The 23,854-nt window shown below is 68.0% G+C and carries 20 protein-coding genes and 1 pseudogene; 15 read left to right on the top strand and 6 right to left on the bottom strand.

Annotation, left to right across the window (positions count from 1 at the left end; all coding sequences use genetic code 11):
• The 3 genes and pseudogenes from B1964_RS13300 to B1964_RS13290 form a co-directional block, all read left to right on the top strand.
• Positions 1-141: pseudogene (locus B1964_RS13300) on the top strand (cell division protein SepF); the annotation flags it as partial.
• A gap of 136 nt (positions 142-277) precedes the next feature.
• Complete coding sequence (locus B1964_RS13295; protein WP_014360347.1) at positions 278-595, top strand: YggT family protein; 318 nt, start codon at positions 278-280, stop codon at positions 593-595.
• A gap of 332 nt (positions 596-927) precedes the next feature.
• A complete protein-coding gene (locus B1964_RS13290; protein ID WP_006370495.1) occupies positions 928-1,752 on the top strand; it encodes a DivIVA domain-containing protein in 825 nt (274 codons plus the stop codon).
• A gap of 66 nt (positions 1,753-1,818) precedes the next feature.
• Here B1964_RS13290 and B1964_RS30425 read toward each other — a convergent pair whose 3' ends face one another.
• Positions 1,819-2,094 carry a hypothetical protein gene (locus B1964_RS30425; RefSeq protein ID WP_020170923.1) on the bottom strand — a complete coding sequence of 92 codons (276 nt, stop codon included), beginning with the start codon at positions 2,092-2,094 and terminating at the stop codon, positions 1,819-1,821.
• A 957-nt stretch (positions 2,095-3,051) separates the two neighbouring features.
• On the opposite strand from B1964_RS30425, the gene ileS reads away from it, so the two are divergent.
• A complete protein-coding gene (ileS, locus tag B1964_RS13280; RefSeq protein WP_079930099.1) occupies positions 3,052-6,321 on the top strand; it encodes an isoleucine--tRNA ligase in 3,270 nt (1,089 codons plus the stop codon).
• Between the two features lie 85 nt (positions 6,322-6,406).
• Here ileS and B1964_RS13275 read toward each other — a convergent pair whose 3' ends face one another.
• The gene (locus B1964_RS13275; protein WP_079930097.1) at positions 6,407-6,844 is read right to left on the bottom strand and encodes a MarR family transcriptional regulator; all 438 of its coding nucleotides are present in this window, start codon (positions 6,842-6,844) and stop codon (positions 6,407-6,409) included.
• Between the two features lie 268 nt (positions 6,845-7,112).
• On the opposite strand from B1964_RS13275, the gene B1964_RS31005 reads away from it, so the two are divergent.
• The 3 genes from B1964_RS31005 to B1964_RS13265 are packed head-to-tail and all read left to right on the top strand — an operon-like array spanning position 7,113 to position 9,780.
• Complete coding sequence (locus B1964_RS31005) at positions 7,113-7,724, top strand: MFS transporter (RefSeq protein WP_253193989.1); 612 nt, start codon at positions 7,113-7,115, stop codon at positions 7,722-7,724.
• On the top strand, positions 7,613-8,806 hold the full coding sequence (locus tag B1964_RS13270) for an MFS transporter (RefSeq protein WP_253193988.1): 1,194 nt from the start codon (positions 7,613-7,615) through the stop codon (positions 8,804-8,806). The genes B1964_RS31005 and B1964_RS13270 overlap by 112 nt, the downstream gene beginning before the upstream one ends.
• Positions 8,807-8,835: 29 nt before the next feature.
• Positions 8,836-9,780, top strand: coding sequence for an alpha/beta hydrolase fold domain-containing protein (locus tag B1964_RS13265; RefSeq protein WP_172398835.1), 945 nt, complete (start codon positions 8,836-8,838; stop codon positions 9,778-9,780).
• Here B1964_RS13265 and B1964_RS13260 read toward each other — a convergent pair.
• Positions 9,763-10,470, bottom strand: coding sequence for a TetR/AcrR family transcriptional regulator (locus B1964_RS13260; RefSeq protein WP_253193987.1), 708 nt, complete (start codon positions 10,468-10,470; stop codon positions 9,763-9,765). The genes B1964_RS13265 and B1964_RS13260 overlap by 18 nt on opposite strands.
• A gap of 106 nt (positions 10,471-10,576) precedes the next feature.
• On the opposite strand from B1964_RS13260, the gene B1964_RS13255 reads away from it, so the two are divergent.
• On the top strand, positions 10,577-11,020 hold the full coding sequence (locus B1964_RS13255) for a hypothetical protein (protein WP_020170929.1): 444 nt from the start codon (positions 10,577-10,579) through the stop codon (positions 11,018-11,020).
• 66 nt (positions 11,021-11,086) lie between these two features.
• Positions 11,087-12,628, top strand: coding sequence for a DNA polymerase IV (locus tag B1964_RS13250; RefSeq protein WP_079930095.1), 1,542 nt, complete (start codon positions 11,087-11,089; stop codon positions 12,626-12,628).
• A 43-nt stretch (positions 12,629-12,671) separates the two neighbouring features.
• On the opposite strand, the gene B1964_RS13245 is transcribed toward B1964_RS13250, so the two are convergent.
• Positions 12,672-13,661, bottom strand: coding sequence for an asparaginase (locus B1964_RS13245; protein ID WP_079930094.1), 990 nt, complete (start codon positions 13,659-13,661; stop codon positions 12,672-12,674).
• Between the two features lie 194 nt (positions 13,662-13,855).
• On the opposite strand from B1964_RS13245, the gene B1964_RS13240 reads away from it, so the two are divergent.
• Positions 13,856-14,407, top strand: a complete 552-nt coding sequence (locus tag B1964_RS13240) for a hypothetical protein (RefSeq protein WP_006370485.1) — start codon at positions 13,856-13,858, stop codon at positions 14,405-14,407.
• Between the two features lie 125 nt (positions 14,408-14,532).
• Here the strand turns inward: B1964_RS13240 and B1964_RS13235 are convergent, their stop codons facing one another.
• Positions 14,533-15,435 carry a hypothetical protein gene (locus tag B1964_RS13235; protein WP_006370484.1) on the bottom strand — a complete coding sequence of 301 codons (903 nt, stop codon included), beginning with the start codon at positions 15,433-15,435 and terminating at the stop codon, positions 14,533-14,535.
• Positions 15,436-15,612: 177 nt separating this feature from the next.
• Between B1964_RS13235 and lspA the strand changes: the two genes are divergently transcribed.
• From lspA to B1964_RS13210, 5 genes are all read left to right on the top strand, one after another.
• Complete coding sequence (gene lspA / locus B1964_RS13230; protein ID WP_238534922.1) at positions 15,613-16,308, top strand: signal peptidase II; 696 nt, start codon at positions 15,613-15,615, stop codon at positions 16,306-16,308.
• Positions 16,301-17,227 (top strand): RluA family pseudouridine synthase, encoded by a 927-nt coding sequence (locus B1964_RS13225; protein WP_014360336.1) that lies wholly within the window; start codon positions 16,301-16,303, stop codon positions 17,225-17,227. The genes lspA and B1964_RS13225 overlap by 8 nt, the downstream gene beginning before the upstream one ends.
• 188 nt (positions 17,228-17,415) lie before the next feature.
• The gene (gene dnaE / locus B1964_RS13220) at positions 17,416-20,964 is read left to right on the top strand and encodes a DNA polymerase III subunit alpha (RefSeq protein ID WP_014360335.1); all 3,549 of its coding nucleotides are present in this window, start codon (positions 17,416-17,418) and stop codon (positions 20,962-20,964) included.
• 73 nt (positions 20,965-21,037) lie between these two features.
• Entirely contained in the window at positions 21,038-22,708 is a 1,671-nt protein-coding gene (locus tag B1964_RS13215) for an NAD-binding protein (protein WP_006370480.1), read from the top strand.
• 126 nt (positions 22,709-22,834) lie between these two features.
• Entirely contained in the window at positions 22,835-23,101 is a 267-nt protein-coding gene (locus B1964_RS13210) for a hypothetical protein (protein ID WP_006370479.1), read from the top strand.
• Here the strand turns inward: B1964_RS13210 and B1964_RS13205 are convergent.
• On the bottom strand, positions 23,044-23,854 hold an 811-nt coding region (locus B1964_RS13205; RefSeq protein ID WP_079930091.1), incomplete at its 5' end, for an SMP-30/gluconolactonase/LRE family protein. The two genes, B1964_RS13210 and B1964_RS13205, sit on opposite strands and share 58 nt — an antisense overlap.

The following is a 23,854-nucleotide window of genomic DNA, read 5'->3' as shown; positions in this document are numbered from 1 at the left end:
GCCGCCGGACTGGCGTTCGCATTGCGTGGCTCCTTCGACAAGGTGGCCACCAAGGTGTTCTTGCTCTCCCCCGCCGACATCGACGTCTCGCCCGAGGACCGGCGCAAGATCGCCGAGACCGGGTTCTACAACCAGTCCTGACCGGTACGAATTGCCCGATATCGCGTCGCGATGCGATATTTCCGGCAATTCCCCCGAATTACCGTCCTCGCGCCCGCGGCGACGTGCCGGAACCCCGGTGCGGCCGCGGGCGCCTCACGTCAGGCACTCTTGAGAAGTGGCGATTGTGTTCGAAGTCATCTGGTACATCCTGTTCGTCTACTGGCTGCTGTTGCTGGCCCGGCTCGTCGTGGAGTTGGTGCGCACCTTCGCGCGGGAATGGCGACCGACGGGGATCGTCGTGGCGATCATCGAGATCACCTTCACGGTGACCGACCCACCGATCAAACTGTTCCGGCGGATCATCCCGCCGATTCCGCTCGGCCCGGTCCGCCTCGACCTGTCGCTGATGATCGTGCTGATCCTGGTGGTGATCGCGATGCAGGTGGTCGGGTCGTTCCGGATGGGGGCCGCGGCGTCGGCGCTCGGAATGTGACTCGTGATCTGACCTGGCACCGACTTCGGTCGAACGAGAAAGTCGGTCGCCGAACTGCCTGGGGACTTGGCCGGAGAGCGTATTGCTGATGTCATGGTTGAGCGACTGTTTGATTGCAGGACGACATCGATGTCCTACTACGAACGGTTCAGATGTGACAGGATAAGACGCCAGTTACAGATTTTGACTGGTATGAATGGTCAGTGACAGTCTGTAATGGGACACGTGACAGCGTGGAACTGCTCGGCTGACGCAGAACTGCTCGACTGACGCAGTACTACTGACACAAGGCTCGACCAAGACAAGCTCGAACGACATTGAGGGGAACCGACATGCGGCTGACACCAGCTGATGTGCACAACGTCGCGTTCAGCAAACCGCCTATCGGTAAACGCGGCTACAACGAAGACGAGGTGGACCAGTTCCTCGACTTTGTCGAAGCAGAACTCGCGCGTCTGATCGACGAGAACTCGGATCTGAAACAACGCGTCGAAGAACTCGAAGGCGAGCTCACCGAAGCGCGATCGGGTGCCGCTGCGGCACCTGCGCCGTCGGAGGACCACACCCAGGTCTTCGCGGTGTCCAGTCCCGAACCCCAGGCCGCGCCTGCTCCCGCTCCGGCGGCGGCACCGGCCGACGGCGACGCCCACGTCCGTGCGGCCAAGGTCCTCGCGCTTGCGCAGGAGACCGCCGACCGTTTGACCAGCACGTCGCGGCAGGAGGCCGACTCGTTGCTGGCCGACGCGCGGCAGCGGTCGGACTCGATGGTCGCCGAGGCGCAGAGCAAGTCCGAGGCCATGCTCGCCGATGCACGGCAGCGGTCGGAGGCCATCCTGGCCGACGCGCAGACCCGCTCGGAGGCGCAGCTGCGTCAGGCGCAGGAACGTGCCGACGCCCTGCAGAGTGATGCCGAGCGCAAGCACGCCGAGATCATGGGCACCATCAACCAGCAGCGTGGTGTGCTCGAGGGCCGGATCGAACAACTCAAGATCTACGAGCGTGAGTACCGTACGCGCCTCAAGACCTACCTGGAATCCCAGCTCGAGGAACTCCAACAGCGCGGTAGTGCGGCACCGGTCGAGAGCGGACGCCCGGCCGATCAGTCGTTCTCCACCGATCCCGGCAACGGTGGATTCAGCAGCTACTCGCAGAGCTGAACGGGACGACACTAGGTCGATGACGTGCTGACCCTGGCGCTGGCTGCCACGCTTGTCGGATTCGTCCTACTTGTCGTCGGCCTCATCACCGGCACCCTGTGGCTTGCGATCGCCTGCATCGTCGTCTGCCTCGTCGGGCTGATCTTTCTCGTCGCCGACATCGTCTGGAGTGGTCGGCGCGGTAAGCCCGATGATGAAGAGGCCGGTGGTGGCTTCGGGTTCGGCGCCGCGCAGCACGTCGACGAAGATGGCGACGACGCCGACGATTCTCGGCACACGCCTCGGCGCCCCGAGGACGGGCGACCCGAGGACAGTGGTCCGCAGTCGGAGTCCGCGCCGCACGAGGACTCCGATCAGCAGTCGACCGAGGATCGCCGTCGGGCGCTCTGGGAAGGCGTGATCTCGTCTCCCGACGCACCCGAGACCGCGGGGGGTCCGCGCGGGAGTGATCCGCGTCCGCCCGAGTCCGTGCCGACTCAAGCTGCTCCGCCCCCCACTCGCCCCGGCGCACCTGCAGCCGACCGGCCCACCGCGCCCTCGACCGCCGAGCGGGGATATGCCGACTATCTGCGGTCGGTCGGGGCCGCCGACGCGCGGCCGCGGCCACCGGTATCCAACCCCTCGGTAGCCAATCCTGCTGTGTCGAACCCCGCTGGCCCGAACCCAACTGGTCCGAACCCTGCTGGCCCGAATACGGGTTCCGATCCACGCGGCCGACAACGGCCGCCCGGCCCGCCCCAGACCGGCCGGTTCCGGCCCGGTCCGGCGCCGACTCCGCAGGGCTCTCGGGGGACGCACTCCGATCCCGGGTCCACGACGCAGTCGGGGGAATCGGAGCCCGTAGAGCGGCCGGAGAAGATCGATCCTCTGCATCCGGACTGGCGCCCGCCCCAGCAGTGATACCCCAGCAGTGACACCCCGGTAGCGACACCCGAGCAGTGACGGCCGGCTCGCCCGGCGTTGCTGCCACGCAGGGGACCGTCCGCCCAGGTGACCGGCTGCCGTGGTGACAGAAATCGATTTGGCCCGACCCGGTCCGGCACGGCTACACTGGTGTGCGCGTCGATCCGGCCATCACCGGGGAGCACCCGGAAGAACCGAACGTCCCCGTCGGGTCGTTCTCAGTAGAACCGGGCGGGTGGGCCCGTCACAGCCCGCGTCCCGTGACATCAGCACCACACATGCGCGGGACTCGAGAGGCATCGACCGTCGTCGATGCAAGCGGGGTGGTACCGCGCAACCGGAAACGGTTTGCGTCCCCGTGCCGAGGAGCATCGAGATGGCACGAGGAGACCAGCCGTGACCGACGTGGGTCAATCCCCGCACAACCCCCAGTCCGCCGAGACCGGTGCGTCGTCGCCTACCGACGACGGGAGCCGGATCTATCCGCGCGTCGACATGACCGGCGGCGAGCGTGGTGCGCCGTCCTTCCCCGACGTCGAGCGCACCGTGCTGCAGTATTGGGACGCCGACGACACCTTCCGTGCGTCTGTCGAGAAACGATCCCGGGCGGAAGAGTTCGTGTTCTACGACGGCCCGCCGTTCGCCAACGGTCTGCCGCACTACGGACATCTGCTCACCGGCTACGTCAAGGACGTCGTCCCGCGCTATCAGACCATGCGGGGCAAGAAGGTCGAACGCCGGTTCGGTTGGGACACACACGGTCTGCCCGCCGAATTGGAGGCCGAACGCCAGCTCGGGATCACCGACAAATCGGAGATCGAGAAGATGGGCATGGAGCGGTTCAACGACTTCTGCCGCGACTCGGTGCTGCGTTACACCGGTGAGTGGCGCGACTATGTGACCCGCCAGGCCCGTTGGGTCGACTTCGACAACGACTACAAGACCCTCGACATCGACTACATGGAGTCGGTGATGTGGGCGTTCAAACGCCTGTGGGACAAGGGCTTGATCTACCAGGGCTATCGGGTGCTGCCGTACAGCTGGTACGAGCAGACCCCGCTGAGCAACCAGGAGTCCAAGCTCGACGACGCCTACCGGATGCGACAGGATCCGGCGGTGACGGTGACCATGCCGCTCGTGGCTCCCGGTAGTCCGCTCGACGGCGTGAACGCGTTGATCTGGACGACCACCCCGTGGACGTTGCCGAGCAACCTCGCGATCGCGGTGAATCCGAAGGTCACCTACGTCCACGTGCGCGCCGCCGACGGGCACGACTACCTGCTCGCCGAGGCGTTGCTGGGTGCGTATGCGGGCGAGCTCGGCGACACCACCGAACTCGGCCGGTACCCGGGCGCGGAGCTGGCCGACCTGCGCTACCTGCCGCCTTTCGATTTCTTTGTCGGACACCTGAATTCCCATCGGGTATTGCTCGGAGACTATGTCACCACCGACAGCGGCACCGGCATCGTGCACCTGGCTCCCGCGTTCGGTGAAGAGGACATGGAGCTGGCCACCGCCAACGGCATCGAGGTCGTACAGCCGCTCGATCCGGGGGGCCGGTTCACCTCGGCGGTGCCGACGTATGAGGGGCAGATGGTCTTCGACGCCAACCCGGCAATCATCAAGGACCTCAAGGCCGGTGGCGGTCACGTCCAGGCCGGGCCCGACGGGCGGAGCGGGCGCATCCTTCGGCACGAGACCATCGAGCACTCCTATCCGCATTCGTGGCGGTCGGGAAAGCCGTTGATCTACATGGCCGTTCCGTCGTGGTTCGTCGCGGTCACCCCGATCAAGGAGCGCATGCTCGAACTCAACAAGCAGATCACCTGGGCGCCCGACCACATCCGCGACGGCCAGTTCGGCAAGTGGCTCGAAGGTGCCCGTGACTGGAACATCAGCCGAAATCGGTTCTGGGGTGCGCCGATCCCGGTGTGGGTCTCCGACGACCCGGATCATCCACGCACCGATGTCTACGGATCGCTCGACGATCTCGAGCGCGACTTCGGGGTGCGTCCGGACAATCTGCACCGGCCCTACATCGACGAGCTGACCCGGCCCAATCCCGACGATCCCACCGGCGCGTCGACGATGCGTCGTGTGCCCGAGGTCTTCGACTGCTGGTTCGAGTCGGGTTCGATGCCGTTCGCGCAGGTGCACTACCCGTTCGAGAACGCCGACTGGTTCGACGGCGACGCCGACGCGAGCCTGGCGCCTCACAATCCGGGCGACTTCATCGTCGAGTACAACGGTCAGACCCGGGGCTGGTTCTACAACCTGCACGTGCTGGCCACCGCGCTCTTCGATCGTCCCGCATTCAAAAGTGTTGTCGCGCACGGAATCGTGCTCGGCGACGACGGGCAGAAGATGAGCAAGTCCAAGCGCAACTACCCCGACGTCAACGAGGTCTTCGACCGCGACGGCAGCGATGCGATGCGCTGGTTCCTGATGGCCTCGCCGGTGCTGCGGGGCGGTAACCTCGTCGTCACCGAGAAGGGCATCCGCGAGGGTGTGCGACAGGCGTTGCTGCCGTTGTGGAATGCCTACAGTTTCTTGGCGCTCTACGCCGAGAAGCCGGCGAGCTGGCGGACCGATTCGACCAACGTGCTCGACCGCTACATCCTGGCCAAGCTCGCGCTGACCCGGGACGAGATGACCACCGCGCTCGATGCCTACGACATCGCCGGCGCGTGTGATTCGTTGCGGCGCTTCGTCGAATCACTGACGAACTGGTATGTGCGCCGGTCCCGGGCCCGGTTCTGGGCCGGTCAGGACGCCGACGCCGATGCCTTCGACACCCTCTACACGGTGCTCGAGGTGGCCTCTCGCCTTGCCGCGCCGCTGTTGCCGATGGCCACCGAGGCGATCTGGCGTGGGCTCACCGGCGAGCGGTCGGTGCACCTGACCGACTGGCCCACCGCCGACGAGTTGCCCGCCGACACGGCGCTGGTGGCGGCGATGGACGAGGTGCAGGCGGTGTGCTCGACGGCGTCGAGTGTGCGCAAGGCCAACAAGTTGCGGGTGCGCCTGCCCCTGCCGGGGCTGACCGTGGCCTCGCCGACGGCCGGGCAACTCGAGCCGTTCACCGACCTGATCGCCGACGAGATGAACGTGAAGTCGGTGACACTGTCCACCGACGCCGATGCCTACGGCCGACAGGAACTCGCGGTGAACGCGCGGGCTGCGGGCCCACGGCTGGGTAAGGACGTGCAGCGGGTCATCAAGGCGGTCAAGGCCGGCGACTGGGCGGTGCGCACCACCGACGACGGCACCGAGGTGGTCAGTGCCGCCGGTATCGACCTCGAGCCCGGCGAGTACACGCGCCGGCTCGTCGCGCAGGAGCCCGAATCGACCGCCGAATTGCCCGGGGGCGCAGGGTTGGTCGTTCTCGACACCGCGGTCACTCCGGAGCTCGAGGCCGAGGGATGGGCCAAGGACCGGGTCCGCGAGCTCCAGGAGGCCCGGCGCTCGCTGGGTCTCGACGTCTCGGATCGGATCGAGGTGCGTCTGGTGGTGCCCGCCGAACGTCTGGACTGGGCCCGCACCCACGCCGACCTGATCGCCGGGGAGATCCTCGCGGTCGCCTTCGAGGTCGTACAGTCCGACACGCCGGGCGGCATCGAACTCGGCGACGGTGTGTCCGCCGACATCACCCGCGCCGCCACCTGAGCCGCGCTGCGCGGTACTCCCGATCGCCCGCATGCGTCACGCGTGCGGGCGATCGGCGTCTCGAGGGGAGATTCTGGGGGATATCTCAGTGGGCAGCCGACCCACCCAGCGCACGCCTGCTCGACTGCAGAGCCGACCGCAGTGCCTCGACCTCGGTCTCGTCGAGATCGGCGACCATCCGGGTCTCGATGGCCGTGATCGCCGGCTCCAGACGTTCGACGGTCTCGTGGCCGTGGTCGGTCAGGTACAGCCGAATCTGCCTGCGGCTGTGCGGGTCGGTCTCGCGTCGGACGAATTGCCGTTCCTCGAGCACCGCGGTGATCCGGGCCATCGTCTGCGGTCGCACGAACGAATTGCGGGCGAGTTCGGCCGACGTCAGCCCCGGCCGGCGCGCCAGCACGGTCAGGGCGGTGTATTGCACCGGTGTCAGTCCCTCGCCGCCGACCACCTCGTCCATCCGGGCGCGCACCGCCAACTCCAGCTGCTTGACGAGGTAGAGCAGGGTGGCGTTGCTGGTGGGCATAGGTGACTCTCTCGCGACGGTGACGATACGGGGCGGTGAGGGTGTAGGGCGGGCGGCGGACGTGAAGCGGTGGCGAACTCGACCTTGATTATGCAGAACCGCCGCGTCACCCCGCCGCAACCCCGGCAAGGTACCCGCCGTCGGAGAGGAGGTGGGCGCCACACTCTTGCGCGGACGTGATCAAACCGTCAGTATCGCTGTTATCAGCTTTGCTGATAGTTGGGCAGCGTCATCCACGCCGCCTCCTCGGCTCGGAAAGGTCCCGCCCATGACCCAGAGAACGCTCGTCACCGGACAGGTTGCCGACAGATACGTCCTCGACAGACGGACGCTGATCGCCGCGGCGGCGGCGATCGCCCTGGCGCAGGCTGCGTTGGCCATGCCCGCAGTGCTCAACGGGCTCTTCCAGGACGATCTCGGCACCAGTGCGTCACAGCTCACCTGGATCTCCGCGGCGTTCCTGGTCCAGGTCACCCTGTTCGAGCTCACCTTCGGGGTGCTGGGAGATCTGTTCGGCCGCAAGCGATTACGGATCATCGGCACCATCGTTCTGGGTATCGGTCAGCTGATCGGCTTCCTCACCCCGGGCGCCGACGTCGACACCTCGATCCGAGTGGCCGTGCTGCTCGTCGGCCAGGTGCTCACCGGTGTCGGCGCGGCCGCGATCATGCCCACCACCCTGGCGATGGTCGCGGCGGGCACGCACACGCCCACGACCGCGCCCGCGCGATCTCGGTGTGGGCCGCGGCGCTGGCCACCGGCAGCTTCGTGTCCCCGGTGCTGGGCGGTTTCCTCGCCCGCTATCCCTTCGCGGGCACCGACACCGCGGGTTGGCGATGGGGTTTCCTGGCGGTGGCCGTGCTCGCGGTTCCGTGCCTGATCGTGACGCTCACGATGGCCACCACGTCCTCGGCTCCCACGGGGCGATCGTTGGACTGGCCGGGTCAGATCACCGTCGCGATCTCGCTGTTCGCCCTGCTCTACGCGGTGATCCAGGGGTCGACGACCGGCTACGGCGCCCCGGACATCATCGGCGCATTCGTCCTCGCCGCACTGTCGGCCGTCGCGTTCATCATCGTCGAGCGTCGTGCACCGGCGCCGCTGTTACGTCTGGACCTGTTCGGCAACCGGGCGTTCAGCGTCGCGGCGATCGCCACCGTGCTGGGCAGTTTCGCGTTGCTCGGCACCGCCTACATCACCAGCATCAGATTGGCGGCCATCCAGGGGTTTTCGCCCTTGGTGACGTCGATCGCGTTCGTCATCCTCAACGGCATGACCCTGCTCACCGCACCGCTGGTCGCCCGCCTGCTGGTCCGCCACAACGCGCGATGGCTCATGGCGGGTGGTTTCGGTCTGATCGCGATCGGTGACCTCTGGGCCGCGTCGATCCCGGCGGCAACGATGTCGCTCGGCCTGATCCTGCCGCCGATCGCGGTCGTCGGGCTCGGCTTCGCGCTCGCGCTGCAGGCGGTCACCGCCGTGGCCGTCAACACCGTGCCCACGCACCTGGCCGGGATGGCCAGCGGCACCACGAGTCTGCTGCGCGACTTCGGCTTCACCCTCGGACCGTCGGTGATCGGGGCGATCGCACTGACCCAGGCCGCCAACGCCATCCAGGCGAAGCTCAACGCATCCGAAGATCTTCGCAATGCCTTGCAGGCCTTCGATTCGGCGCCCGCCCACGCGTCCGGCGCCACCCGCGAGTCCCTCGAAGCAGCCGTCGGCGCGGTCCACTCGGGCCCGCTGGGCGCCAACGGGGTTCCGGCGACGGTGATGGTCGACGGAAAGTCCATGCCGCTCAACCCTTTGCAGTCGGTTGCCTTCGATGCGCTCGATCATTCATACTCGATGGCCTTCGTGGTGTGTGTCGGCGCGGCCCTGCTCGCCACCCTCATCGTCGGCATCGGGTTCACCGGGGTCGATCCGCGGGGCCGCGTCAGCGGCGAACCCGAGACCGTATGACCAACCCACGACTTCTCCGGAGGCATCGAATGTCAGTGCTTGCCAACCCGACCGTGGCACGGGTCGTCGCGCGGGGAATGCAGTGGGGGATGGGTCGTGCGGCGCGGCGCACGACCACTCGGGCGCGGTCGCGATTCCCCGGGCACCGAGCCACCACCGAGCCGCTGCGGATACCGAGCACTCCGGGTCCGGTCACGGCAACGATCTATCGTCCGGCCCGCACCGACCGCACACCGCCGGTGTATGTGAACCTGCACGGTGGTGGATATGTCATGGGGGTGAGGGAGCAGGACGACCCGGTGTGTCGGCTGCTGGCGGTGGAGGCCGGCGTCGTGGTCGTCAACGTGTACTACGCTCTCGCCCCGCAGCATCGGTTTCCGCAACCGCCCGAGCAGATTCACGAGATCCTCGTCTGGATCGCCGAGCACGGCAGCGAGCACGGTTGGGACGGCACCCGGCTGGTCGTCGGCGGTCAGAGTGCCGGCGGCGCGCTCGCGGCGGCCGGGGCGCGGCTCGCACTCGAGCGCGGTGGCCCAGCGATCTCGTTGCAGGTCCTGCACTATCCGCCACTGGATCTGACGGTCCCCGCGGGCGCCAAGCATTCACCACTGGCTCGTCCGATGCTCCGACCGTGGATGGGTACGGTGTTCGACGCCGCCTACGTCCCCGACGTCACGCAGCGGTCCGACCGGCTGGTCTCACCCGCCGGCGGCGCCGACGAGGCCGATCTCACCGGTATCGCACCCGCTCTGGTCATCGTGGCGCACAACGACATCCTGGCCGAGGAGGGACGGAGATACGCCCGGCGGCTCGAGGCCGCCGGGGCGTTGCGCGGGCTCCTCGAGGTCCCCGACGCCGATCACGGGTACGACGTCGACGACGACGTCAAGGCGCTCTCGTCGTACGGATGGATCGCCGAGCGGGTACGCGTCGCGACTGCCGTCGAGGCACCTCCGTCAGCGGAACACCGATGACAGGACCGCGTCGATCTGGGCGGTGAACAGGTGCTCGGGAACGGAGAACGTCTCCGAGCCGTATTGGCCGAACACCTCCAGCGAGGTGGCCCCGATCACCGCGGCCCACAGCAGGGTGCCGGTGACGAGGGCGGCATCGGGTAGGTCGTTGCCGAACTCGATGCGGATGGCGTCGAGATCGGCCGACAGCGCGGGGGAGACCTCGTAGTCCGGGGTGGCGAGGACGCCTGCGTCGTGTGCGGCTGCGAGTTCGGCGATGAGCCGTGCGATCACGCGGGTGCCGGGGGTGACGGTACGGTCGGCGGGCGCCGCATATCCGGGGACGGGGCTGCCGTAGAGGAGTGCCCAGCGCGCCGGGTCGTCGACGGCCCAGATCCGGATTGCCTTGGCAGCAGCCATGATCCGGCCGCGATGGTCCTCGGTGTCGATACGGTCGGTGGCGGCGTCGACCGACTCGGCGAGATGGGTGTACCCCTCGACGAGCAGCCGGGTGAGCAGTTCGTCGCGACTGGGGACGTAGCGGTAGACCGCCGAGGAGACCACGCCGAGTTCCCGCGCGATCGCGCGCAGAGACAGTCCCGCGGCGCCGTGGGTGCTCAGATGTTCTCGACCGAGCCGCAGGATCTCGGTCTCCATCGTCTGCCGGTTCTCGGCTCGGGGGCGGGGGGCGCGTGTCGTCGGTCCGGGCATGGCGACCATCATCGCACAATGCGAGAGCATTGCTCTTGTTTTTTGGATCGGGCGCGCGCATACTCGAAACGAGAGCGGTGCTCTCTTCGACGAAAGGTGGTCCCCGATGACCCATTACCTCCCGCCCACGACGACCGATTCCCGAATGAATGCCCTCGTCCGCTGGCTGACCGACCACGGCTTCTCACTCGCCGGCGCCCAGACCCTGACCGTGATCGGTCGCACCTCCGGTGCGCCGCAGAGGATTCCGGTCAATCCACTTGTCCTCGACGGCGTCGAGTACCTGGTGGCGGTGCGTGGCGCCACGCAATGGGTCCGCAATGCGCGCGTGGCGGGTTCGGGTGAACTGCGTCGTGGCCGGCGCTCGCGCCGGGTTGTGCTCGTCGAAGTGCCCGCGGCCGACCGGGCCGCGATCATCCGTCGCTACCTCGACAAGTGGGGGTGGGAGGTCGGGCGGTTCCTGCCGGAGGGACTCGGGGTCGACGCGACCGAGGCGCAGCTCGCGGAGCATGCCGAACAGATCCCGGTCTTCGCCGTCTCTGCCGCCTGACCGTCCGCTGCCAGGTGTGCCGACGCCGTGACGATCGGCGGGCGGGGCAGGACTTAGTCTGCAAGGGTGTCGGAGTCTGCAAGAGTCCCGGGGATCGCCGGTCGGGATGACGCCACCGAGCGCAGCGACCGCGGGGACACCGAGCGCAGCGAGCGGGATCGCACCGAGCGCAGCGAGCAGGATGGCACCGAGCGCAGCGAGCGGTGGGTGATGCATCTCGACATGGACGCCTTCTTCGCCTCCGTCGAACAGCTCACGCGCCCGACCCTGCGGGGCAGGCCGGTGCTGGTCGGCGGTATCGGTGGGCGGGGAGTGGTTGCGGGTGCGAGCTATGCGGCGCGGGCCTACGGTGCGTCGTCGGCGATGCCTATGCATCAGGCGCGCCGACTCGTCGGCGCGTCCGCGGTGGTGCTCCCGCCGCGCGGCGCCGTCTATCGGGTTGTCAGTGAGCGGATCTTCGCGCTCGTCCGCGAGACGGTGGGTGTGATCGAGATGTTGTCCTTCGACGAGGCGTTCGCCGAACCCGAGGTGCTCGTCGGATGCACCGCCGCGCAGGCACACGCGTTCGCCGACGATATCCGGCGGCGCATCCGCGACGAGGTCGGCCTGGCCGCGTCGGTGGGTTTCGGCTCGGGCAAGCAGATCGCCAAGATCGCTTCCGGGATGGCCAAACCCGATGGCGTGATGGTGATCTCGCCCAGCCGTGAACTGGCGTTCCTGCATGCGCTACCGGTCCGAAAACTGTGGGGGATCGGACCGGTGTCCGGGGATCGTCTGTCCCGGTTGGGTATCGACACGATCGGCGACCTCGCGGCCCTGTCGGAGGTCGAGGTCGCCTCGGTGCTCGGTTCCACCATCGGTCCGGCGCTGCACCGGCTCGCTCAGGGCATCGACGATCGGCCGGTCACCGAACGTGCTGCGGCCAAACAGATCTCGGCCGAATCCACCTTCGCCGCCGACATCGTGTCCATGGCGGGACTGCGGCCGGCGATCGATCGGTCGGCCGCCGACGCGCACCGTCGGCTCGTCGCCGACGGGCGTGGTGCCCGCACCGTCGTGCTCAAACTCAAACGTGCCGACATGTCGGTACTCACCCGCAGTTTCACGCTGCCCGCGGCCACCAGCGATCTCGACTCACTCACCGCGGTGGCCCGGCGCCTGGCCCTCGATCCCGAGTCGATTGGACCGATTCGCCTTGTCGGAGTGGGCTATTCCGGTCTCAGTGACACCGAGCAGTATGCGTTGTTCGACGACGTCGCGGCCCCGGCCGGGCAGGTGCCCGGCATGTCCACGCGCACCACGGAGTCCGCGCCCGGTGCCGACGGCATCGAGAACAGTGACGGCGGTGACGGCATCGAGGACGGTGGCGGCACGGGGGCGGGCGGCGGTGCAGCGAACGCAGCGCCGCGCAACGAGTGGGCGACCGGCAACGATGTGACCCACCGCGACCACGGGCACGGTTGGGTGCAGGGTGCCGGGCACGGTGTGGTCACCGTGCGGTTCGAAACCAGGACCACCGGGCCCGGTCCGGCGCGTACCTTCGCCGCCGACGATCCCGATCTGCGCCGTGCGGACCCGATCGACAGTCTGGACTGGTCGAGCGGGTGAGCGCACGGGCTCCCGGCGCGCAATCGCCCAGTCGCCCAGGCGCTCAGTCGTCCCGCGGCTCGGATGCGGAGAAGAAGTCGGCGACCTCGTCGGCGTCGCAGCCGGTGGTGAGCAGCGCCTGCAGGGCCACGCGTGCCTGAGGTGCGCGCAGCCATCTCGAGACGATCGCCCCGGCACGCTCGAGATCCACCGCGCCACCTCCGCCGCCGTAGGTGGCAACCACCGGGCCGTAGGGCACCCGGGTGGTGACGACCACGACCACCCCGCGCTGCCGCGCCAGGCTGACCTCGGCGGTGATGTCGGGATGGGTGTTGCCCGAACCGGTCCCGGCGAGCACGATGCCCGCGGCGTTCTGCGACACCGATGCGGCGATGAGTCCCGGTGAGACACCCGGATACAAGGTGTAGGCGTCGACGCGGACCGGACGGCCTCCCGGCAGTGGACCGGTCAGCAATGGTCGTGGCAACGAATCGTGCACGGAATCGAAGACATCGAGATCGACCGTGGAGGCCTTGAACGCCCCGCGCGCCGCGGTGATCCGACCGCCGAGGACGATCTGCACCCCGAGCGAGCGCGAGTCCGGATCGGCGGCATGCGCCAACGCCGACGCGATGTTGGCCGGGCCGTCGGCGTGCGGGTCGTCGGCCGGGCGTTGCGCGCCGGTGAAGACCACCGGGCGGGGATCGGCGGCGACGAGGTCGGCGAGGAAGGCGGTCTCCTCCATCGTGTCGGTGCCATGGGTCACCACCACCCCGTCGATGTCGGGGTCGGCGAGCGCGTCGGCGATCGCGGCGACCACGCGGAACTGTTCGGTCGGTGTCATCGCCGAACTGTCCACCGACATCAGATCGACCGGAACGATCTGTGGTTCGAACGTTCCCTCGATGAGCACCCCGTGCGCGGCCGACTCATCAGCGGTGGCCAGCAGGTCGTCGGCGGAGAGCACCGGCACCGCACCGTCGGTTCCGGTGCGGGCCGCGACGGTGCCGCCGGTGGTGATCAGGGCGATGCGTGCGTGCGGCGTGGGTGCCATGGATCACAGGTTGCGGGAACCCGCCGACGGCGTCAACCGTTGTGGTCGTGGTGTCCGGCACGCCGGTGCCGTGCGACGGTTTGGCATAGTGGTGTCACCGTTGACCCATCCGGACAGGGTGGGAGCAACCGCGACAAGTCGTAAGGATGACCGCGCCGGTGAGGGCGGGGTCGCACAGACAGTGAGGGAGATCGTTGAAGTTTCCGAAGTTCGTGGGTGCCGTCATGATCACGGCCGCGGTGACCGTCAGCGTTGCAGCGTGTAGCAGCGACGACAGTGCCGACGACATCCCCACCGTCGCCCAGACCACCACCAGCAGCGCCGCCTCGACCGCCGGCGGCGGGACGAACGTCACCGATGCGAGCAATCCGCCGTCGGTGGCGACCCTGAACCAGATGCTGCAGACCGCGCTCGACCCGAACGTGCCGAATGCGCAGAAGACGCAGCTGGTGCAGAACTCGCAGAAGGACCCGGCCGTCTTCGACAAGCTGGTGCAGGCGCGCAAGGAGAACCCGGACGTCACGTATCAGATCCGCGGTCCGGTGACCACCGATGGACCCAACCGGGCGAGTGTTCGGGTGCAGGTCAAACTGCCCGACCAGCAGCCGCAGGACATCGACGCGCAGATCGTCTACGACGGTGGGCGCTGGAAGCTGGCCAGCAGCTTCGTCTGCCCGCTGATCACCACCAATGGTGTGACCAGCGCGATGTGCCCGACGTCGTCGAGCACGCGTCCGTCGAGCTGATCGCGCACTTGATCAACGAGCGCAGGGCCCCGACTCCTCGAGTCGGGGCCCTGCGGCGTTTCTGCGGTGGCGGCGATTCCGATGAGCTCGGGGCTCGGGGCGATGGAGGTGTGCGGCCCGACAGGTCACTTCCAGTTCACGCTGAACCCGATGCGTTGTAGTAGCGGCTGGTCGGGGTCGGCGCCGACCAGTTCTCGCGCACCGCTGTAGTCGGCATGCCCGCCGACCGGCAATCCGCGGGTCAGGTCGACGGTGATCTCCCCGGACCCGGAATAGGAATACCGGGCGATCGTCAGGGTGGTGTTGCCGCCGGGGATGGTGAACACCGAGTTGATCGGTGACTCCTCGGCGGTGAAGGAGATGGTCAGGCGATTTCCGTCCCACGCGCTCAGCCGCGCCTCGATGGTCTGCGTCACCGTGGCGGCGCCGACGACGGTGCGTTCGCTACGCCACGTCGCGCCGACGCCGATCGGGTCGGTGGGTAGCACGATCGAATCCTGCAGGGTCTGCACCAGCGACTGTTCGAGCGCACGACGTGCGGGCGCCGACGACGCGTCGGTCGGCCGCAGACGTAGCGACATCGGGCTCAGCGCCGGCCCGAAGGCGATCCCGGCGACGCTGCCCTTCGCCTTCGCGAGCTGGTCGGTCAGTTCGGGCTGCGTGGAGGTCGGTGTTCCGAGGACGAGGTGCAGTTCGGAGGTCGCCGTGCAGCCGAACCGGGCGGTCAGCGGGGTGGTGACCTCCTGGGTGGTCTGCGCGGTGGTGGAGACCTCGCTCGAGGTGGTCGACAGCGTCACCTGCTGTGCCGAACCGACGTCGGGTGCGGGTGTGGCGACTCGGGTGGGAGCCGCGCCGGGGGAGGTGAGCGTGACGGTCGCGGACGGGATCGGGATCGGCGTGGCCTGGGTCAGGCCCGTACCGGGGTCGGCGGCACACGGCCCGGACGGGGTCGGTGGTTGCGACGACGCTGCGGTATCGGTGCCGGAGCCACACGCGCTCACCGCCAGCGCGCCGGTGAGGATGGTCACCCAAACCGCGGCGGCCGGTCTGCGTGGCAGGCGGCGCCTGCGCCGGATCGGGCGTGCGGCGATCCTGGACGAAGCGGGCGTGGGGGACACGGCAGTCAGCGTATTGCACGCGTCAGGGATGATGGACGGGTGGACGACTCAGCGACCAACGGCACCACCTCGGGTGCCGACGAGCAGATGACGACCGCGACGACGGCGCCCCGCACGCATCGCGGCGCGAAGGTACTCGCCGTTCTGGCCGCCATCGCCGGTACCGTCGTCGCTCTCGACGTCATCACCAAAACCCTTGTGGTGGCCCTGATCACACCGGGCGAGCCGGTGCGGATCATCGGCGACACCGTGACCCTGCGTCTGGTGCGCAACAGTGGCGCGGCGTTCTCGATGGCGACCGGTTACACCTGGGTTCTCACGTTGATCGCCCTGGCGGTCGTGGCGGTCATCATCCGCTATGCCGGCCGCCTCCGATCGGGCTGGTGGATTCTCGGACTGGGCCTGGTTCTCGGTGGGGCACTGGGCAATCTGATCGACCGGATCTTCCGGGCGCCGGGCCCGCTGCGCGGGCATGTCGTCGACTTCGTGTCGGTGGGCTGGTGGCCGGTGTTCAACGTCGCGGACTCGGCGGTCGTGTGCGGGGCGGTGCTGCTGGTGATCCTGTCGCTGCTCGGATACGACCACGACGGCACCCGCTCGGGCTGGGCGGCCCGCAACGACCCGGACCCCGACGACCAGCCGGCGGAGGGCGATCACCGGGACACCGGCGCCGGCAGTGACACCGAGACCAACAAGAACACCGAGACCAACAAGAACACCGAGACCAACAAGAACACCGAGACCAACACGGACACCGAGACCGGGAGGAACGCCGATGCGTGAGTCGCGGGCGATGCCCATTCCCGACGGCCTCGACGGGATGCGGGCCGATGCCGGGGTGGCGCGGCTCCTGGGCTTGTCGCGCACGGTCGTGGGCCGTCTCGCCGACGACGGCGAGGTCACCGTCGACGGCGTCGCGGTCGGCAAGTCCCACAAACTGGTCGCCGGCGGTTGGCTCGATGTGCTGCTGCCCGCGCCGACCGAGCCGCTGCGGGTCGAGCCCACGCCGGTGGAAGACCTCTCGGTCGTCTATCACGACTCCGACATCATCGTCGTCGACAAACCGGTCGGGGTCGCCGCACATCCCTCGGTCGGTTGGAGCGGGCCGACCGTCGTCGGTGCGCTCGCCGCCGCGGGCTATCGGATTTCCACCTCGGGTGCCTCCGAGCGGCAGGGCATCGTGTCCCGGCTCGACGTCGGCACCTCCGGACTGATGGTGGTCGCGGTGTCCGAGCGTGCGTATTCGCTGCTCAAGCGCGCCTTCCGGGACCGCGAGGTCGACAAGGGGTATCACGCGCTGGTGCAGGGACACCTCGATCCGCCCGAGGGAACCATCGACGCCCCGATCGGCCGCCATCGCGGCAACGACTGGAAGTTCGCGGTCACCGCGGGCGGCAAGCCGAGCATCACCCACTACGACACCCTCGAGATGTTCGCGGCGGCGTCGCTGCTCGACATCCATCTCGAGACCGGCCGCACCCATCAGATCCGGGTGCACTTCTCGGCCCTGCACCATCCGTGTTGTGGTGATCTCACCTATGGGGCCGACCCGGTGCTCGCCGCGCGTCTGGGTCTCGACCGCCAGTGGCTGCACGCGCGGTCGCTGGGGTTCGCCCATCCCGCCGACGGTCGCCATGTCGAATACACCAGCCCGTATCCGAAGGATCTGCAGCACGCGCTCGACGTGCTGCGCGACGGCTGAGAGTCGCCCGGACCGGCGAGGCGATTCGACACGCCGGTGCGTGACACACCGACGCCGACACACCGCGTGCGGCGCCTCACCTGCCACAGCTTTCCCGCAGCGGCGCGCCCGGGCGTGGCTGTCGGTCGCAGCGCCTAGAGTTGGTGACGCCCTATCCCAAAGACTCGCACCAGAGGTGAGAAGCGTCCGTGGCAGACTCGTTTGTTCACCTGCACAACCACACCGAGTACTCGATGCTCGACGGCGCGGCCAAGGTGTCGCCGCTGTTCGCCGAGGCCAAGCGCCTGGGGATGACCGCGATCGGTATGACCGACCACGGCAACATGTTCGGTGCCAGCGAGTTCTACAACACCGCTGTGAAAAACGACATCACGCCCATCATCGGCATCGAGGCCTACATCGCCCCGGAGTCGCGCTTCAACACCAAACGTGTGCTGTGGGGTACCCGCGACCAGAAGGACGACGACGTCTCCGGCTCGGGCGCCTACACCCACATGACGATGGTCGCCGAGAACGCCACGGGTCTGCGCAACCTGTTCAAGCTCTCGTCGTTGGCGTCGATCGAGGGACAGCTGGGCAAGTGGGCGCGGATGGACGCCGAGATCATCGCCGCGCACGCCGAGGGGATCATCGCCACCACCGGCTGCCCGTCGGGCGAGGTGCAGACGCGGCTGCGGCTCGGTCACGAACGTGAAGCTCTCGAGGCGGCCGCGAAGTGGCAGGAGATCTTCGGCAAGGAGAACTTCTACCTCGAGCTGATGGAACACGGCCTGGAGATCGAGCGCCGGGTCCGCGACGGACTGCTCGAGATCGGTCGCAAACTCGGCATCAAACCCATCGTCACCAACGACTGCCATTACGTCACCAAGGAGCACGCTGCCGCGCACGAGGCGCTGCTGTGCGTGCAGACCGGCAAGACCCTCTCCGATCCCACCCGTTTCAAGTTCGACGGTGACGGCTACTACCTGAAGTCGGCCGAGGAGATGCGGGCGCAGTGGGATTCGGTCGTGCCCGGTGCCTGCGACAACACCCTGGAGATCGGCGAGCGGGTGCAGAGCTACGCCGACGTCTTCACCCACCGCGACCGGATGCCGGTCTTCCCGGTGCCCGAGGGCGATTCCCAGGAGACCTGGCTGCGCAAGGAGGTCGCCAAGGGCCTCAAGGAACGTCGCTTCCCCGACTCCGAGGTGCCCGCGGAGTACCAGGAGCGTGCGAACTACGAACTCGACGTCATCATCCAGATGGGATTCCCGGCCTACTTCCTGGTGGTCGGCGACCTCATCCGGCACGCGCAGGAGGTCGGCATCCGCGTCGGCCCGGGCCGCGGGTCGGCGGCCGGTTCGCTGGTCGCGTGGGCGCTGGGCATCACCAACATCGACCCGATCCCGCACGGACTGCTCTTCGAGCGATTCCTCAACCCCGAACGTGTGTCGATGCCCGATATCGACATCGACTTCGACGACCGCCGCCGCGGTGAGATGGTGCGCTACGCCACCGAACGGTGGGGCAGCGACAAGGTCGCCCAGGTCATCACCTTCGGCACGATCAAAACCAAGGCCGCGATCAAGGACTCGGCCAGGGTCCAGTTCGGCCAGCCCGGCTTCGCGATCGCCGACCGCATCACCAAGGCCCTGCCGCCGCCCATCATGGCCAAGGACATCCCGGTCTGGGGGATCACCAACCCCGAGCACGAGCGGTTCGGCGAGGCCACCGAGGTGCGCACGCTCATCGAGACCGACCCCGACGTCAAGAAGATCTACGACACCGCCCTCGGCCTCGAGGGCCTGATCCGCAATGCCGGCGTCCACGCCTGCGCGGTGATCATGTCCTCGGAGCCGCTCACCGACGCCATCCCGGTGTGGAAGCGCGCCCAGGACGGCGCGATCATCACCGGCTGGGACTATCCCTCGTGCGAGGCGATCGGCCTGCTGAAGATGGACTTCCTGGGACTGCGCAACCTCACCGTCATCGGTGACGCCCTGGAGAACATCAAGCTCAACCGCGGGATCGACCTCGACCTCGACACGCTGCCGCTCGAGGACCCGAAGACCTACGAGCTCCTCGCCCGGGGCGACACGCTCGGCGTGTTCCAGCTCGACGGCGCGGCCATGCGCGAACTGCTGAAGATGATGCAGCCCACCGGTTTCGAGGACATCGTCGCCGTCCTCGCGCTGTATCGCCCGGGCCCGATGGGTGTCAACGCGCACACCGACTACGCCAAGCGCAAGAACGGTTTGCAGCAGATCCGGCCGATTCACCCCGAACTCGAGGAACCGCTCAAGGAGATCCTCTCCGAGACCTATGGCCTGATCGTCTACCAAGAGCAGATCATGCAGATCGCGCAGAAGGTCGCCGGCTACTCGCTCGGACAAGCAGACCTGCTGCGACGCGCGATGGGCAAGAAGAAGAAGGAAATCCTCGACGAGGCCTACGACGGCTTCGCCGAGGGCATGCGCAACAACGGGTTCTCGCAGGCGGCGATCACCGCCCTCTGGGACACGGTGTTGCCGTTCGCCGGGTATGCGTTCAACAAATCGCACGCCGCGGGCTACGGCCTGGTCTCCTTCTGGACCGCCTACCTCAAGGCCAACTATCCCGCCGAGTACATGGCCGGTCTGCTCACCTCGGTCGGTGACGACAAGGACAAGGCCGCGATCTACCTGGCCGATTGCCGCAAGCTCGGCATCACCGTGTTGCCGCCCGACGTCAACGAGTCGCAGCGCAACTTCGCCGCCGTCGGCACCGACATCCGCTTCGGTCTGGCCGCGATCCGCAACGTCGGGTCCGGGGTCGTCGGCTCGATCCTCGAGGCCCGGGAGTCGAAGGGGAAGTTCGCGAACTTCTCCGACTACCTCAACAAGATCGACGTCACCGCCTGCAACAAGAAGGTCACCGAGTCGCTGATCAAGGCCGGCGCCTTCGACTCGCTCGGCCATCCGCGCAAGGGTCTGTTCCTGATCCACACCGAGGCGGTCGAATCGGTGATCGGCACCAAGAAGGCCGAGGCGATCGGGCAGTTCGATCTGTTCGGCGGTGGCGACGAGTCGGCCGACGACAGTCTCGCCGAGGTGTTCGCGGTGCCCGTCCCCGACCAGGAGTGGGACACCAAACACAAGCTCACCCTGGAGCGAGAGATGTTGGGGCTCTACGTATCCGGGCATCCGTTGGCCGGCGTCGAGCACGCCATCGCCGCGCAGACCGACACCTCGATCACCCAACTGCTCGAGGGCAATGTGTCCGACGGTGCGCAGATCACGATCGGCGGCATCATCTCCACGGTCACCCGCCGGGTGAACAAGAAGGGCGAACCGTGGGCCGCGATCACCCTCGAGGACATGGTCGGTGGCGTGGAGGTCTACTTCTTCCCACGTTCGTTCCTGGCGTACGGCATGGACATCGCTCCGGACAACATCGTGCTCATCAAGGCTCGCGTGACCCTGCGCGACGACGACAAAATGATGATCAGCGCCAATGACCTCGCCGTCCCCGACCTCGACGTGGCGGGCACGACCAAGCCGGTCGCCCTGACGTTGCCGAGCCGACTGTGCACGCCGGATCGGGTCGCCGCACTCAAGCAGGTGTTGACCCGCCATCCCGGGACCGCCGACGTTCACGTCACCCTCGTCTCCGACGACCGCTCGACGCTGCTGTGCCTGACCGAATCGTTGCGGGTGACCCCGAGTTCGGCGCTCATGGGTGACCTCAAAGCGTTGCTCGGTCCGAGCTGCCTGGGCTGAGCTGCCCGGGCCGGCCCCGGGGACGCCCGGTGTCGGCACGCGTGCCGGGCGTGCCACGGGTACGCTCTGCGAAATGCCCGGTCACATCATCGTGCACGGTGACGACGCGCTGACGCTGCGGGTCACCGAGGAACTCGCCAGTGCCGGAGCGCGCATCATCACGCTGTCGGCACCCGGTGACCTCGCCGACGCCGACGTCGGGCAGGCCGCGGCAGTGGTGTGCGCCGGGTCGGATGACGCGGTGAACCTCGAGATCGCCCTGCTGGCACGCACTCTCGATCCGCACGTGCGGGTGGTCGCCAACCTGTCCAATGCGGTGCTGCGCGACGCGGTCGCCTCGGGCAACGGGCCGGGCGCCGTACTCGACGTCGCCGAACTCGCCGCCCCGTCGGTCGTCGAGGCATGTCTGGGACGTACGACGCACTCGATCCCGGTGGCGGGCAACGAGTTCGTGGTGTCCGGGGCCCATGCCCCGAGTGCCGGCACGCTGCGCGAGCTCTACGGCGACCTCGCGCCGGTGGCCGTTCTGCGCGCCGGATCCGGATCGGGTGCGGAGTCGGTCGTGCCGTGCCCGGGCCGCGATCTGCCGGTCGAACCGGGGGATTGGGTCGCGATGATCGGCACTGTCGACGACCTCGCCGCGCAGGGTGTGGAGATCGCCCCGGACCGGCGACGCACGCGCTCACGCCGTCCGCTCCCGCTGCGCGCGCTCGGCGCCGTCCGTGCGTTCCGCGACGACGTCAACCCGAACCTCTTTCGCGCGCTGGGTGTGTCGTTGACACTGTTGGCTTTTGCCACCATCCTGCTGCGCTTCACCTATCACCGGCCGGGGATGAGCCTGGTCGATGCGCTCTACTTCTCCACCGAGACCATCGCGACGGTCGGTTACGGCGATTTCAGCTTCGTCGGTCAGCCGACCTGGTTGCGATTGTTCGCGATCGGTCTGATGTTCGCCGGTGTCACCACCACCGCGGTGTTGATGGCCTTCGTCGCCGACCTGTTGCTGTCCCGCCGGATCGGTGCGTCCGCCGCACGTCGGCGCGTCCGAGACATGGCCGGTCACATCCTGGTCGTGGGGTTGGGGTCCTTCGGCATCCGGGTGGCGACCGACCTGCGGGCGCTCGGACACGAGGTGGTCGTGGTCGAACGCAACGACGACAACCGCTTCCTCGAGGTGGCGGCCGAACTCGACATCCCGGTGATCATCGGGGACGCGACGCTGCGGCGCACACTCGCCGATGCCGGTATCGACCGCGCATACGCGGTGGCCGTGCTCACCCACGACGACATGGTGAACATCGAGACCGGCATCATCCTGCGTGAGGTGCTCGGACGGCGCTGGTCCCGGTCGGGGGGACGGGCCGGCGTTCCGGTGGTGCTCCGCGTCTACGACCAGTCGTTGGGTGCGGCGGTCGCGCACCGCTTCGGGTTCGAGAACGTGCGGTCCACCGTCGAACTCGCCGCGCCCTGGTTCATCGGGGCGGCACTCGGCCTGCAGGTCATCTCCACGTTCTCGGTCGGACGGTATTCATTCATGGTCGGCGGCCTGTTCGTCCGGCGGGGCAGCGTCCTCGACGGCATGCTGCTCGCCGACCTGCCCACACGGACCCGCATCATCGCGATCATCCGGCGATCCGGGACCGTGCTGCATCCCCGACGCGACGACCGGCTGGCCGCCGAGGACACCGCGTACCTGGTCGGTCCGTATCACGAACTGCTCGACACGCTGCAGCGCAGCCGCTGAGACCGGTGCGTCCGCGTACCGAACCATCGCACGAAACCCTGGTTTCGGCTCGCCGAAACTTTGAGTGATGGTAGTGCTATATTCGGTATCACGGCAGAACGAAGACGCGTCGGCAGGAGTGCGCAGATGACCGCGATGATCGAGATGAATCCCGTTCGTGAGCATGCTCGCGCGGTGCGCACCGTCGACGTCGCGGGCGTGGCGTGGCCGGTGCACAAGCTTCAGGCGATCGCGGTGGCCGGGGTCGTCGGACTGATCTCGCTTCTGGTCCTCACCCCGGAACTGACCGCCTGGCTCTCCGGTGTCGCACTGGTGACGACGTGGCTCGTCGCCCGTCACCTACCCGGGAACGCGGCGACCGCCCCGGCGTCGAACCCGCCGGGGATCTCATAGATCCGGCCGTCGAAACCGGCACGGTAGAGCCGGCCCGCCGAGAAGCCGCGGTCCCCGCGGCCGTAACTCAGCACGCTGGACAGTCGAAGTCCTTGGGCCAGAACACAATACGATCCGGGTGCGGTGATCCGGACGATCTGCCCACCGGCATTGAACGGCACCACCGGACGATCGCGCGAGTCGAGGGTCAGGCCGTCGGGAGCTGCCAGGGTGTCCGCGCCACCGAGGGTGAGCAGACTCTGTACGACACGCGGATTCGCCGTCGAGATCCGGCTCACGCCCGGATTGGTGAAGGTGCGCGACACGTACAGCCATCCGTCGCCGCGACCGAGGACGGCGCCGTTGGCACTCGGTAGTGATCCCCACTGCGCATTGACCGCACCGTTCGGTGCGACGCGTCCGATGAGGTTGCCGAAGTCGTTGGTGGTATAGACGGTACCGTTGGCCGCCACATCCATCCCGTCGGCGGCGGAGAGTCCGCCCACCCACGGTCGCAGGACGTTCGTCCGGGTATCCAGGCGCGCGATCGCACCCGGGCGGACCGCATCCCCGAGGACCACCCGTGGATCGGCGCCGTAACCGACGAGCAGCGTGCCGTCGGGCGCCCAGGCCAACGCCCCGGCACCACCGGAGGGAACGCGGGCGATCGCCCGGCCGGGTGCGCCCGGCTGGTCGAATCGGAACACCTGTCCGCTGATCAGATCGGTCGCATACGCGTGACCGGCGGCATCGACGGTCAGGCCCTCCAGCGCC

Source organism: Gordonia sp. i37, from assembly GCF_002043085.1.
Taxonomy (GTDB): domain Bacteria; phylum Actinomycetota; class Actinomycetes; order Mycobacteriales; family Mycobacteriaceae; genus Gordonia; species Gordonia polyisoprenivorans.
The sequence above is the reverse complement of the archived record's forward strand: the minus strand, read 5'-3'. Positions and strand labels throughout refer to the sequence as shown.